This is a genomic window from Alteromonas sp. H39, assembly GCF_047556435.1.
Classification (GTDB): domain Bacteria; phylum Pseudomonadota; class Gammaproteobacteria; order Enterobacterales; family Alteromonadaceae; genus Alteromonas.
In genome coordinates, this window is the sequence record NZ_CP180210.1 from 4004183 (window position 1) to 4018490 (window position 14308).

Below are 14308 nucleotides of genomic sequence, written 5' to 3' on the forward strand. Positions count from 1 at the left end.
CGTTGAGTGGCGTCATTACTTACACGTCACAAATCTGAATCGCCTGTCTCAGGGATTCATTTTTGCCCGCATTGGATTCTGGCGTGGGAACAAATTCCTGTGCCAGATAACCCTTGAAGCCGGTATCCATAATGGCCTGTGCGATAGCCGGATAATATAGCTCCTGGGTGTGATCAATTTCATTTCTGCCAGGCACACCCGCGGTGTGGTAATGGCCGAAATAGGGGTGGTAGTCGCGAATAGTACGGATGACATCCCCTTCGTTAATTTGCATATGATAGATATCGTAAAGCAGCTTGAAATTGTCAGAGCCAAGCGCTTTGCACAGCGCAATGCCCCAGGCCGAGTTATCTGCCATATAGTCAGGATGATCGACCTTGCTGTTAAACAATTCCATCTGGATGGTTACATTATGCTTCTCTGCATGAGGCAGAATGCGTGATAACCCGTCCACTGCATTCTTCAATCCGGTTTCACGGTCCATTCCGCGGGCATTGCCGCTAAAACAAATCAGATTGGTGTAGCCAGCCTCGGCCACCAGCTCAATGTGTTTGAGGTAACGCGCTTCCAGCTCATCATGTAACTCCCGGTGAATAAACCCGTCTTCTAAACTGATCTCCGCGCCGTTACACATGGATGAGTCGATACCGTATTTTTTCAATACCGGCCAATCATCGGGCCCCACCAGATCGATAGCAGCAAAGCCCAGCTCTTTAACCAACTGGCAAAGCTGCTCTATGGAAAGATGACCATAAGTCCAGCGGCTTACCGAATGGTTTACATTGCCCTTCAGGGCATGTCCTGAGTCAATCTTCATCGCGGCTCCTGCTGTGCTTTTCCATGACAACACGCCGGCCCCGGCGACAGCCATGCCCTTGAGTAGATTGCGTCGGCCGTTATTTTGCATCGGTGCTCACCTTCTCGCCTTTGAACAGCAGCAGGAACAACACCAGCACGACGGCAGCAAAGCCCGCTGGGAACACCCAGATATCGGCCCAGCTGTGTCCGGTCTCCAGTGCATAAGCATCTGTGATTTGTCCGGCCACCCAAAAGCCAATCAGCATGCCCACACCGTAAGTTGCCAGCGTAATCAAACCCTGTGCGGCACTCTTAATTTTCGGTGACGCTTTGGCATCGGTGTAAATTTGGCCGGAAACAAAGAAAAAGTCATAACAAATGCCGTGTAGTGCAATCCCGATGAGTAGCAGCGCAATACCCTCATCCGCGTTACCATAGGCAAACAGCACATAGCGCAGTACCCACGCCGCCATACCAATAAGCAACGTCAGCTTGATGCCGAAACGGTTCAGGAACACGGGCAGAAGTAGCATGAACAGCACTTCCGACACCTGCCCTAAGGTCATTTTACCGGTGGCATTCTCCACCCCGATTTCGGTAAGAAACGGATTGGCGTTTTGGTAGTAAAAAGCCAGCGGAATACAAATCAGTACTGAGGATAAGAAAAACACCAGGAAATTACGGTCTTTCAACATGGCCAGTGCATCAATTCCCAGCACATCGTTAAGCCCCGTCTTTTCTCCGGCGCCTTTCGGTGGCGTGGCCGGTAGCGTAAAGCTGAATATCCCCAGTGCCAGCGACGCGACAGCGCACAGCATAAAGGTATTACGCAGCATGCCATCGGCAATAGCGGCGCTTGAATCCCAGGAAAACGCATAGCTGATTACCAGACCGGCGACGATCCAGCCAATGGTTCCCCACACCCGGATTTTGCCGAACTCTTTGGAGGGGTCCTGCATTTGTCCAAACGAGACCGAATTAACCAGCGCCAGTGTTGGCATGTAGGCAATCATGTAACCTAAAACGAACGGATAGAACTGCGAAAAGTCCTGCGCCTGAAACATCATGTACATGAGCGCCGCGCCTATCAAATGCAGCACACCCAGAATGCGTTCAGCGTTGAAATAGCGATCGGCAATCAAACCAATAATGAAAGGCGCTATAATCGCCCCCCACGACTGGGTAGAAAACGCCATCCCCACCTGTCCGCCAGAGGCCGACAGGGTGTTAGCCAGATAGGTGCCTAATGTGACAAACCAGCCTCCCCAGATAAAAAACTGGAGAAACATCATGATGCTGAGTCGTAAGGTAATCATTGTGGTTGTTATCCTTATATGCCCGGAACGTCGTGCTTAGTCTTTCAGACCAAGGATCCGGCGATTACGCGATTCACTGCTTTTTGCCCCGGCAAAATCGTCAAAGGCTTTGCCAGCCCGCTGAATAATATGGTCGGCGATAAATGGCGCACCTTCTGCTGCACCTTGCGCGGAGTCCTTCAGACAACACTCCCATTCCAGCACAGCCCAGCCATCAAACCCATACTGCGTTAATTTGCTGAAAATTCCTCTGAAGTCGACCTGACCATCTCCCAGTGAGCGGAATCGACCAGGGCGGTTCACCCAGTCCTGATAACCCCCGTAGACACCAGCCCGGCCGGTGGGATTAAACTCGGCATCTTTCACATGAAAGGCTTTGATGCGGTCGTGGTAACGATCGATAAAATCAAGGTAATCCAGTTGCTGAAGCACAAAATGGCTGGGATCGTACAGAATATTCGCACGTGGGTGGTTATCAACCGCAGTGAGGAACTGTTCAAAACTCACCCCGTCATGCAGGTCTTCCCCCGGATGCAGTTCATAGCAAACATCAACGCCGGCGTCTTCAAACGCATCCAGAATGGGTAGCCAGCGCGAGGCCAGCTCTTTAAACCCTTGCTCCACCAGACCTGGCGGACGCTGCGGCCACGGATACACCAGATGCCACATCAGCGCACCGGAAAAGGTAGCATGGGATTTCAGGCCCAGTCGCTGACTGGCCTTGGCGGCACATTTAAGCTGATTCACCGCCCATTTTGTGCGGGCTTCCGGGTTGCCCCGTACCGCTTCAGGCGCAAAGCCATCAAATAGTTCGTCGTAGGCTGGGTGAACGGCGACCAGTTGCCCCTGAAGATGAGTAGAAAGCTCTGTAATCTGAACACCTGCCTTTTCGCACTCGGCTTTGATGTTGTCACAGTATTCCTGACTTTCTGCCGCTTTCTCCAAATCGAACAAAGACGGGTCGGTTGGCACCTGAATGCCTTTATATCCAAGTCCGGCAGCCCACTTTGCCATGCCGGTAAGGGTATCGAAAGGAGCCTCATCGCCGGCAAACTGTGCCAGGAAAATGGCCGGGCCTTTAATTGCTGTCATCATGTACTCCTTAGTTATTGTTGCTCACCGGGAACCGGTAGCCACTTGGTATCGCTCGCACCGCTTGCCACCATGGTTTCAATAAACGCCATGCCGCGTTGCCCATAGACGATACCGGGCACGCCATCTGCAGTGTGCTTGTCGCCTTGTCTCACTGCGTTAGCAAATGAGGTATACAGGTTAGCCATGGCTTCCAGGTAACCTTCCGGGTGTCCTCCCGGAATACGACAGCGACTTACCGCTTCTTCACACAGTCCCGGTTGACCAAGACCCGCACGCAACACCTGGTAAGGGGCGCCGACTGGCCTGTAAATCAGTGAGTTGGGTTCCATTTGCTGCCATTCCAGACCGCCTTTGTCACCGTAAACCCGAATCTTTAATCCGTTCTCTTCACCGGCGCATACCTGACTGGCAATCAAGACGCCAGTGGCACCCTCAGTGGTTTTCAGGAAGGCGGCGCCGTCATCGTCTAAACGACGATCCTCCACCACGGTGTTCATTTGCGCGCACAGATGAGACACCGTATGACCAGTCACGAATTCCGCCATACTAAAAGCGTGGGTACCGATATCGCCCATACAACCGCTGCCTCCCGCCTGCGCTGGGTCTGTGCGCCACGACGCTTGCTTGTTGTCAGCCTCTTCCGGCGCGGATAACCAGCCTTGCGGATACTCAACAAAGATCTTACGTACGGTGCCGATATGGCCTTGCTCGACCATATGTTTCGCCTGCCACACCATGGGATAACCCAAATAAGTATGGGCGAGGCCGTATAAGCGGTCTGATGCGCGAAGTATGTCAGCCAACTCGTTCACTTCCGCGAAATTCGCACCGGCCGGCTTTTCGCAAAACACATGAAAACCATGCTTAATCGCCGCTTTAGAAATTGGCACATGCAGATGATTTGGCGTCACAATTACCACCACCTGCATACGCTCCTCTTCGCTTTTCGCCGCCTCAGTCTCCAGCATGGTTTCCCAGCTCGCGTACGCTCTGTCCGGCACAATACTTAGTGAATCTGCGGTTCGCTGATTGTTGCCCTCGTCCCGGCTAAACGCCCCACACACCAGTTCATACTGGCCGTCGAGTGCGGCCGCGTGACGATGCACTGCACCGATAAAGGCGCCTTCTCCACCGCCAATCATTCCTAACCGGATTTTTCTCATTGCTGGCATGATTGCTCCTGTTTACGGACTGAATTGCACGCTAAATGTTGCATAATTGTAATTGCACATTCGAATGTAACGGATTACATTTTACGTTGTCAACGAATCTCATCGCATTTTAAACGTTTAAGTTACGAGTAATGTTAATTTAAGGTAACCCTTTTCAAAGCGATCAAATGAAAAACGTGTTTTTTTCTGGCAATTTCAGGCAATTTCAGTATTATTTTTTACATTAATGTTAACGGTTACATTTATCGTCCTAGATGATTTGAGAGGAAATTAGCCGCTTATGCCCAACATTCGTGAAGTCGCAGACCACGCAGGTGTATCGGTAGCGACCGTATCAAGAACACTGCAACAACCTGAGCGGGTATCACCTAAAACCCGTCAACGGGTGATGGAAGCCGTGGCAGCAACAGGGTACAAGCCGAATTTGATGGCAGTGAAGTTTCGCTCCGGTAAATCCCATAACATTGTGGTGTTGGTGCCCACTGTCGCTAACGTCTTTTTTGCGCGAGTAATCATCGGTATGCAGGAAGCTGCCGCCGAACAGGGCTATGCTATTTTGCTGGCAAACACTATGGGCCGGAGCGACATTGAAGATGACTACACCAAGATGGTACAGACGGCGCAAGCTGACGGCCTTATTCAGTTGCGCGCTCACAATCCCTTCGATATCAGTATGAGAAATGCAAACGGTCTGCTTCCTATGGTGAATGCGTGTGAAGTGTTAGACAACGTTCCCTGCCCGACGGTTACGCTGGATAACCGAGCTGCAGCAAGAGCAATGACAGAGCACTTGTTGTCACTCGGCCACACCCGTATTGCATTGATAAAAGGGCCCCAAGGTAGTCCGCTTACCCGGGAAAGACTGGCCGGGTACAGAGACGCCTTGTCCGAAGCGAATATACAGTACGACGAATCGTTGCTGTTCCCTGGTGACTTCACTCTTCGCTCCGGTTTCGAAGCGGCCACCTCTATGCTTTGTGCTGAAGAACGCCCGACTGCGGTATTCTGTGAAAACGACGAAACCGCCATTGGCGCAATGCAGCGCTTTAAACAAGCCGGATTATCTATTCCTGATGATATTTCGATAGCGGGTTTTGACGATATTGATTTCGCTGCCTATGCGGATCCGCCGCTTACCACTATTTCACAGCCAGCCGAAGAGTTTGGTCGGACCGCCGTATCGCAGTTGGTGGACGTGCTTAACGGGAAAACCCGACGCGCCCCCAAAATTATTATTCCCTTTGATCTGGTGGTTCGCGAGAGCACCGGCCCAGTACCTGTTACACAACAGCAAAATGCCCTTAAGGAGATAGCAGAATGACGCAGTTTGATGGACGTTCAACATCGCAACTGGTTCGCCGCCAGTTTCTAAAATGCACTGCCGGAGCGTTTGCTTTGGCGACCCTTCCCCTGGGAATGGCAAAGGCAAAAAGCACCGCCAGCGCGCCGATCGGACTGCAGCTTTATACCTTGCGGGACATGATGGCGATAAGTGTACCGGCCACCCTTGAACTGGTTTCTGCGGTAGGCTATACCGACATGGAGTTTGCCGGTTATTTTAGTTACAGTGCCAAACAAATCAAACAGTTACTGAACGAAACAGGACTGAAGGCCCCCTCCGCTCACATCCCGTTGACCGAGTTTGAAAAAGGACTGGATAGCATCATTGAGGATGCCAAAATCGTGGGACACAAGTATGTGGTATTGCCTTACCTTACCGAAGCCCAGCGTGGCACTAAAATCGATACCTACTATCAGCTAGCAGAAAAACTGAACCGCTGGGGAGAGGCCTTGAAGAAAGAAGGGATCCAGCTGGCCTATCACAATCATGATTTTGAGTTTGAAACCCGAGATGGCGAAGTGCCATATGACGTCCTGCTTAATGAGACAGATGCTGACAACGTAAAAATGGAACTGGATCTGTACTGGACCGTAAAGGCCAACCAGGATCCGTTAGCGCTGTTCAACGCCCACCCTGGTCGGTTCCCGCTATGGCACGTCAAAGACATGGACACACAGGGTGAATTCGCCGATGTTGGCACCGGCACCATAGATTTCAAACCCATCTTCGCGCACGCCAGTAAAGCCGGGCTGGTATTTCCGTTTGTCGAGCGCGATCAGACCGACGATCGCCTGCGCACAATCCGCCAAGGCTTTGATGGCCTGAAAGCGCTACAACAATAACACCACTGCTATCACCTCCGGTCAGCGTCTGCTGGCCGGTCGCCTTTTCCATTTCCATCGCCGTTTTTTTGCCGTATCTAACAGCTTGTTTCCCTCAACCAAAGGCAGGTACACTGTCTTTCCCGTTAGCCTGTTCGGTAGCAAACCAACCTTATATCCGGTCAGGCGTTAGTAAAGCATATTCCTGTGACGGCGTTCTGCGTCACGTGTAGTAGGAGTTCTTATGACAGCAACCCTTAGCCAATTCAGCCAGTGGATGTCGCAGTATTATTCCGAGCTCAGTCTGATGCTTATGGCAACCATTCTGGTGGTGTACGGCGATGTGGTAAACAAGCAGGCCAAAGCCTTGGTTTCCTCCTGGCATTTTGTCTTCCGCACCATCGCTTTCGTGTTACTTTGCGCGTTTGGCTACGGCCTGATGACGCTGTATGGCGCGCCTTTTTTACTGCACATGATCAAGTATTTGCCATGGCATCTGCAAGGTGTTGGGTTTGTATCCGCGTTTGTTCTTATTGGCATTTTGGCGGAGAAACGCCGGTACATGTAATAAAGAACGCCCCGGCATTTCCTGTCAGAGAAGGGGTATAACGATTTTCCACAGGTCGACACCATCAGCTGAGACGTAAAATCCTATGCGTCTGCCTCAGAGCAAGCCAGACTCAGTATCAATAGTATTGCACGCATAAAAAAACCGGGTATCACTACCCGGTTTTGTCTGTTTAGCCCAATGCAGACCTTATTTTTTCAGATACTCGCGGATGACATAGTGCAGAATGCCGCCATGCTCGAAGTACGTAAACTCGTTGGCGGTATCGATACGTACATCCATCATCACTTTCTTCGTGTCGCCGTCATCGGAAGTAATTACCACCTCCACTTCTTTCTGGCCTTTTGTCACGGCGCCGATTGAGAAGCTTTCATCACCTCGAATATCCAACGATGACGCACTGTCACCGGCTTTAAACTGCAACGGCAATATCCCCATACCAATCAGGTTTGAACGGTGAATACGCTCATAACTTTCTGCCATCACCACGCGAACCCCCATCAGTGCAGGACCTTTTGCTGCCCAGTCACGGCTTGAACCGGTACCATACTCTTTACCGCCGATGACCACCGCCGCGATGCCATCGTCTTTATACCGCATTGCGGCATGGAAGATAGACATCGGATCGCCACTGGGGTAGTGCGTAGTGGCGCTGCCCGTTGTGCCCGGTGCCAGCTGGTTTTTCAGTCTGACATTGGCAAATGTCCCGCGCATCATTACTTCGTGGTTACCACGACGAGAGCCGTAAGAGTTAAAGTCAGACGGATCCACGCCCTGTTCCTGCAGATATTCACCCGCCGGACTTTCTGGCGCAATTGCGCCGGCCGGAGAAATGTGGTCTGTGGTAATAGAGTCACCCACTTTCACCAGACAGCGTGCTTTTTCAATGCCCTGAATGGCATCCGGCGTCTCCCCCATACCCTGGAAGAAAGGTGGTTGTTTGATATAAGTGGAATCCGGCCAGTCATAAACTGATGTAGAGGAAACATCCAGATTATTCCAGATTTCGTTGCCTTTAAACACGTCAGCATATTTGGTTTTGAACAAGTCCCCGGTGACAAATTCCTGCACCAGCGATTGAATTTCCTCTTCTGTTGGCCAGATATCTTTGAGATAGACTGGCTTGCCGTCCTTACTCTGCCCCAATGGCTCAGTAGTGATGTCCACTTTCATATTGCCGGCCAGCGCATAAGCAACCACCAGAGGAGGTGACGCTAAATAGTTAGCGGCAACATCAGGGTGGATCCGGCCTTCAAAGTTGCGGTTACCGGAAAGCACCGACGTGACTGTCAGTTTCGCTTTTCGAATAGCATCAGAAATTTCGTCAGGCAGCGGTCCTGAGTTACCAATACAGGTGGTACAGCCGTATCCGACCAGGTTAAAGCCCAGTTTTTCAAGGGGATCCATCAGGCCGGCATCTTCCAGATACTGCGTAACCACCTGCGAACCAGGCGCCAGAGAGGTTTTTACCCACGGTTTGCGTACCAGACCGAGTTCAACCGCTTTTTTCGCTACCAATCCTGCGCCTACCAGTACCGACGGGTTGGAGGTATTGGTGCAGCTGGTGATAGCAGCAATCACGATAGCGCCGTCTTCCAGATTAAACTTATTCCCGCGGAACTCTACATAGGAGTCATGCTCTTCGTCTACTTCTGGTGTTGCCCCACCTTCAGCGACAAAATCCTTCTCTTCATCCAGCACTTTCACATCAATTTGCGATTGATACCAGTCAGTGAATGCACCAGCAGCCTGCGCCAGCGGAATTCTGTCCTGAGGACGTTTCGGCCCGGCGATAGAGGGAACAACTTCTCCTAAATCCAGCTCCAGTGTTTCGTGATAAGTAGCATCTTTGGTGTGATCGTCATGCCACAAATTAGCAGATTTCGCATAACTCTCTACCAACTCAATCTGCTCATCACTGCGCCCGGTTAGTTTAAGATAATCCAGCGCAACGCTATCAATTGGGAAGATACCGCAGGTCGCCCCATACTCCGGCGCCATATTGGCAATAGTGGCACGGTCTGCGGTGGTCAGGTGTTTCAGCCCCGGACCAAAGAACTCCACAAACTTACCTACCACACCGTGATTACGTAGTTGCTCGGTGATCGTCAGTACCATGTCAGTAGCTGTCACACCGGCAGGTAGCTTTCCGGTCAGACGGAACCCTACCACTTTCGGCAGCAGCATAGTCACGGGTTGCCCCAACATGGCAGCTTCGGCTTCGATGCCGCCTACGCCCCAGCCAAGGATCCCCAGACCGTTAATCATCGTTGTGTGGGAATCGGTGCCTACCAGCGTGTCCGGATACACATACGTGGTATCACCTTCCTGTTTAGTGAAGGCACAACGGGCCAGATATTCCAGGTTTACCTGGTGGACAATACCGCGCCCTGGGGGGACTACCTTAAAATTATCGAATGAAGATTGCCCCCACTTCAGGAACTGATAGCGTTCACGGTTGCGCTGAATCTCCACATCCGTATTTTTATCAAACGCATCTTCTTCGGCAAAATAGTCCACCATCACCGAGTGGTCAATTACCAGCTCTACCGGATTAAGTGGGTTAATCGCTTGCGCATCACCGCCCAGCGTATCGACTGCGTCACGCATCGCGGCCAGGTCAACAATTGCCGGAACGCCGGTGAAATCCTGCAGAATCACCCGGGCCGGAACAAAAGAGATTTCCTGCTCACTGTCATTATTGGTGTCCCACTTCGCGACGTGATCAATATCACCACTGCCGACAAACTCCTCATTTTCATGCCGGAGCAGGTTTTCAAGAAGAATTTTGATACAAAATGGGAGGCGCCCGAGATCGTAGTTCTGAGCTACCTTATCGAAACTTATGGCTTTATAGTCTTTGCCACCTACGCTGAGCTGAGAATAGGATTGATATTTCACGCGTTCACCGTCCTTTTTGATATTTGCCTGTTAGTGCGCCAAGGCAGGATCGCCGGCGCAATAGCCGTATTTTTATCAGGTGTATACGGCATCTAATGGCAAAAAAGTTCACCCTGAATGACAAGGAAAGGCCGAATCGGCCTGAAGCCGCCCTCGTTGATTCACAATGTTGCTGCCACGCTGCAGTACACATTAATTTAACAACCGGTTTCATCCTCACGGGGATCACGCTATTCTGTATAGTACGGAAATAATAATAACGCACTATGGCCTGGACAAAGCGACACCCTCTTATCGACAAACTGGATCTGCAACCGCACCCTGAAGGGGGGTATTACCGACAGATTTTCAGTTCCAGCCATCAGGTTCGCTCACATTCTCATGGTGGACCCAGGCCTGCGGTTACACATATTTACTTTTTGTTGTTGGAAGGCCAGGTTAGTCGTTTTCACCGTGTGCTGCATGACGAAATCTGGAATCACTATGAAGGCGCGCCCCTGCGACTCTTTCAAATCCAGCAACAGCACCTTAAAGAAGAACGCCTCGGCGGCGAGGGCGACGACTACGCCAGCGTTGTACCGGCAGGCTATTTTCAGGCCGCAGAATCCGCAGGTGAATACTCGCTGGTAGGTTGCTCCGTCGCGCCGGGATTTGATTTTGCTGACTTCAGCTTTATTGATGAACCCTCGCTATCTGCATGGATAGAAGTGGCGCATCCGGAAATGACACGTTTTCTCTGAACGATAAAGACAACGGCCTGTAGATTGACGGCGACATTTGCTGTGCGCGCAGGCTGCTTTTTATTAATCCCCCTAAGTCAGTCCTGAATGATCCCCAGCTGGTATTATCTCCTTCTGCGCGCTGGATTTTTGCGGTGGGATCAAGGATGATAAGGCCAACTTATCATCCGCGTTGATGCCTAACGCTGCGATGCATTCTGCACAAATTCATTCAACTCATACCAACGGGTATCTCAACTATGTATAAACTGGTACTTATTCGTCATGGAGAAAGTCAGTGGAATCTGGAAAACCGCTTCACTGGCTGGCACGACGTCGACTTGACTGACACCGGTGTAGCCCAGGCTACCACTGCCGGTAAACTGATGAAAGAAGCGGGCTTTGAATTTGATCTGGCCTACACTTCTGTGCTGCTGCGCGCAATTAAAACGCTGAATATTGCACTGGACGAAATGGGTCAGCATTACATTCCGGTAGAGCGTCACTGGCGTCTGAACGAACGTCACTACGGTGGCCTGACAGGTCTGGACAAAGCTGAAACGGCCGCAAAGCACGGTGAAGAGCAGGTGAAAATCTGGCGTCGCAGCTTTGATGTTCCGCCTCCGTTTGTTGATGAAGACAGCGAGCACTTCCCAGGCCACGATCGTCGCTACAGCCATGTCGATAAAGAAATCCTGCCTCGTGGTGAAAGCCTGAAGCTAACCATAGAGCGTGTACTGCCTTACTGGCATGATCAAATCCGTCCGGCCATTCAGGATGGCAAACGCATTATTATCGCCGCGCACGGAAACAGTCTGCGCGCTCTGGTTAAGTATTTAGATGGCATGTCTGATGACGAGGTGCTGGGTCTGAACATTCCTACCGGCGTACCTCTGGTATACGAGCTGGACGAGAACATGAAGCCAATCTCGAAAGAGTACCTGGGTGATGCGGATGCCATTAAAGAAATGATGGATGCAGTTGCCAAACAAGGCAGCAAGAAGTAAAACGTCGCATCGACCTCACGCGATAACGAGGCGAAAGAACAGATTAAAAGGGCCGCAAGGCCCTTTTTTTTATGTAACACAAAGATATGGCTGGCGTTCTTGATCACACGCGTGCATGTTCGCACTCAATAGCAAAACATTCAGCGATTATTGCAACCACGCATAGCTTAACTTCATAAATACCGACTTTTCAGTTTCCGTAAGCGCCCGCAGCGGCGCTTCCTCAACCCCGGCACTTGCCACTCCTACAAAAAATTTGGTCAACGGATTTAGTTTGTAGGAATACAGTAACTGAAGGCCAAACGAGCGTGTCAGCGATTCCACCTCAGCCTCATAATTGTCGGGGTTTCGGTGGATGTTGGTATAGGCTGCTATCAAACGGACAAACTGACGGGGATCGAACTGATACGTCACACGGATATCGCTGAGACGCGCCGTAAATAATTGCACATCTTCCACATCAAGATCGCTGTAGGTGTGACGAAGGCGCACTTGCGTGTGCTTCCCAAGATTCATATCCAGCTGCGATTCTGTGTAAAGCTGCTCGCCTAACCGGTTGTTGGCAAAGTCAATCTGGTCACCTGTGCGTACAAACGTGTTGAAGAACACAAAAGGACTGGGCCGCGACTCGACATAGAAACTGGTTGAGGATTCTTCGAACAGTGTTGTGTTGCCATCCACTGCGAGTACCGAGGGGTCAAACCGAAGCCCCACCCGCTCACGTTTCACGTGGCCTAATTCAACAAAAGACTGCATCGTGCCCCGTATACTGACATAGGCTTCTAACTCTCTTTCCAGCAACTCGCCATTGTCACTATGAGAGATATCCCAGTCGCCGTTTACACGAATACGATTCCACCAGCTATTGTCGTTCCACCACATATAGCCGCCACCAACAATGGACTTGTGAAAGTCTGCTTTGGTTTCGAACCCCAGGTCAGCCCGGAAGTCTTTATCATTGGCATAATGATCAGCACGCACAAACCAGTCCCGCTCTTCATGGATGTAATTCACTCGCCACGAAGAACCGGTGAAAGCCTCGTCATAGCGGGTGCGGATTGCAGTTTCACTGGAATCCTCGCTGTTGATGCAGTCGTTATCACAAAAATCCTGATAAAGCGTGAACGGGTATTGGGTATCGGATATCACATACTGCGCACGCAGAGTGTCTTGCGGCGTAATACGATACTTGGCATCTACGCCATTTACGTAGTTATGGTACTCGTCTGCATCGCGCAGCGTGGACACCATACCGATAGACAAATCGTTGCTTACGTCGTAACGGTAGCGAAAGGCGGCGTTAACCGTGTCACTGTCAATCTCAGCAACACTGGAGCTTAAATTGCCGGGTACGATAACGCGAGTTACCTGATCATCCGCTACGAAAGCACCAAAAGTATGGTCTCCCATTTGTCCGGTTAGCTTGGCGCCGTAATCCGGTGTGGCGATATTGCGCGTGTAGACCAGGGTCTGATTCGTTGAGAAATACCCCGCATTTTCGACGAAGAACGGCCGGCGCTCATCAAAATAAAGCGAAAAGGTATTGTTAATACTCACTTGCGCAACATCGGCTTCTACCTGCGAAAAGTCAGGATTCAGAGTAGCTTGTAATGACACCTGTGGGGTGATACCCCATTTTACATCCAGCCCCAGCTCTTTCGCTTCGGTATCGTCCCATTCACGGGACTCAAATGGGTCGCGGGATTTACCTTTGCCCAGCACCATTGTGGGCACGATAGCCAGGTTGTTGCTTTGCGTGGCTGACTCGAAACCCTCCACATCCCCCATCTGACAGAGGATACAGGCGTTGTTTCTATCCAGCGGCAGGTTAGACAAGCGTAAACGGTCTTCTCTGGGATAGAAACGCACAAACTCCGCGCCCCAGATTTTGCTGCGCTCACCTTCTTTAAAATTCAGCGTGCGAAGGGGGATGGCCATTTCCACCACATAGCCGGTGTCGGTGATGTTTCCGGCAGACTCCCAAATCGCATTCCAGCTGTCACTCTCGTTGCCGGTCATTTCGTTTTCAATCGCGTCGGCCTGCACACCCAGCGGATTGACAAAAAACTGGTAAGCCAGACGTTCATTATTAAAAGTATCCAGCTTGACGCCAACTAAATCGTCACTCCAGATACGGTCTCGATCCCGGTAAAAGGCACTAATAGCGGAAGGTTCAGGGTCGCTGGCAATAAACGCGACATGCAGGTTATCGCCATCTTCGAATATCAGCACATCGGTTTTTACCGGCGCAGCGGTGTTTTCAAATGGACGCGTAACGAAACCAAGTGAGAGACGATTCGCTTTTAGCCATTGCGGTTCATCAAGGATGCCATCAACGGTGATATCTCCATCGATGAATGGAATAAAGGTAGCGGCATCTTCGCCAGCACCAAACGGCTTGGCTACCTGTGTTTCTTGTTTTTGCTGTGTGGGAGTTGTTGCCTGCTCTGGCTCATCCACATCCGCAATGGCGCTGGCAAACCCTCCCCATCCAAGGAGAAGTGCCGCAGCAATGCGCTGGTACATAATGTTACCTGTTTGTTGTTATTTTTAGCGCCGCGGATTGTGC

The 14308-nt window shown here is 51.0% G+C and carries 11 protein-coding genes; 5 read left to right on the forward strand and 6 right to left on the reverse strand.

Features of this window, described 5'->3' with window-relative positions:
• Positions 1-19: 19 nt before the first annotated feature.
• The 4 genes from ACLBLI_RS17505 to ACLBLI_RS17520 are packed head-to-tail and all read right to left on the reverse strand — an operon-like array spanning position 20 to position 4372.
• Positions 20-907, reverse strand: coding sequence for a hydroxypyruvate isomerase family protein (locus ACLBLI_RS17505; RefSeq protein WP_414828814.1), 888 nt, complete (start codon positions 905-907; stop codon positions 20-22).
• The gene (locus ACLBLI_RS17510; RefSeq protein WP_414828815.1) at positions 897-2114 is read right to left on the reverse strand and encodes a nucleoside permease; all 1218 of its coding nucleotides are present in this window, start codon (positions 2112-2114) and stop codon (positions 897-899) included. The genes ACLBLI_RS17505 and ACLBLI_RS17510 overlap by 11 nt, the downstream gene beginning before the upstream one ends.
• 36 nt (positions 2115-2150) lie before the next feature.
• Complete coding sequence (locus ACLBLI_RS17515; protein WP_414830997.1) at positions 2151-3206, reverse strand: sugar phosphate isomerase/epimerase family protein; 1056 nt, start codon at positions 3204-3206, stop codon at positions 2151-2153.
• Between the two features lie 14 nt (positions 3207-3220).
• On the reverse strand, positions 3221-4372 hold the full coding sequence (locus tag ACLBLI_RS17520) for a Gfo/Idh/MocA family protein (RefSeq protein ID WP_414830998.1): 1152 nt from the start codon (positions 4370-4372) through the stop codon (positions 3221-3223).
• Positions 4373-4661: 289 nt separating this feature from the next.
• On the opposite strand from ACLBLI_RS17520, the gene ACLBLI_RS17525 reads away from it, so the two are divergent.
• The 3 genes from ACLBLI_RS17525 to ACLBLI_RS17535 all read left to right on the forward strand — a co-directional run bounded on the left by ACLBLI_RS17525 (position 4662) and on the right by ACLBLI_RS17535 (position 7112).
• The gene (locus ACLBLI_RS17525) at positions 4662-5702 is read left to right on the forward strand and encodes a LacI family DNA-binding transcriptional regulator (protein WP_414828816.1); all 1041 of its coding nucleotides are present in this window, start codon (positions 4662-4664) and stop codon (positions 5700-5702) included.
• Complete coding sequence (locus ACLBLI_RS17530) at positions 5699-6565, forward strand: sugar phosphate isomerase/epimerase family protein (RefSeq protein WP_414828817.1); 867 nt, start codon at positions 5699-5701, stop codon at positions 6563-6565. Before ACLBLI_RS17525 ends, ACLBLI_RS17530 begins: the two co-directional genes overlap by 4 nt.
• A gap of 223 nt (positions 6566-6788) precedes the next feature.
• Positions 6789-7112 carry a DUF3392 family protein gene (locus ACLBLI_RS17535; protein WP_414828818.1) on the forward strand — a complete coding sequence of 108 codons (324 nt, stop codon included), beginning with the start codon at positions 6789-6791 and terminating at the stop codon, positions 7110-7112.
• A gap of 189 nt (positions 7113-7301) precedes the next feature.
• Here the strand turns inward: ACLBLI_RS17535 and acnA are convergent, their stop codons facing one another.
• Positions 7302-10013 (reverse strand): aconitate hydratase AcnA, encoded by a 2712-nt coding sequence (gene acnA, locus ACLBLI_RS17540; protein ID WP_414828819.1) that lies wholly within the window; start codon positions 10011-10013, stop codon positions 7302-7304.
• 266 nt (positions 10014-10279) lie between these two features.
• Between acnA and ACLBLI_RS17545 the strand changes: the two genes are divergently transcribed.
• Together ACLBLI_RS17545 and gpmA are read left to right on the forward strand one after the other, a co-directional pair.
• Positions 10280-10753 carry a cupin domain-containing protein gene (locus ACLBLI_RS17545; protein ID WP_414828820.1) on the forward strand — a complete coding sequence of 158 codons (474 nt, stop codon included), beginning with the start codon at positions 10280-10282 and terminating at the stop codon, positions 10751-10753.
• Between the two features lie 239 nt (positions 10754-10992).
• A complete protein-coding gene (gene gpmA, locus ACLBLI_RS17550) occupies positions 10993-11739 on the forward strand; it encodes a 2,3-diphosphoglycerate-dependent phosphoglycerate mutase (protein ID WP_414828821.1) in 747 nt (248 codons plus the stop codon).
• A gap of 147 nt (positions 11740-11886) precedes the next feature.
• Here gpmA and ACLBLI_RS17555 read toward each other — a convergent pair whose 3' ends face one another.
• Complete coding sequence (locus ACLBLI_RS17555; protein ID WP_414828822.1) at positions 11887-14265, reverse strand: DUF5916 domain-containing protein; 2379 nt, start codon at positions 14263-14265, stop codon at positions 11887-11889.
• Positions 14266-14308: the final 43 nt, after the last annotated feature.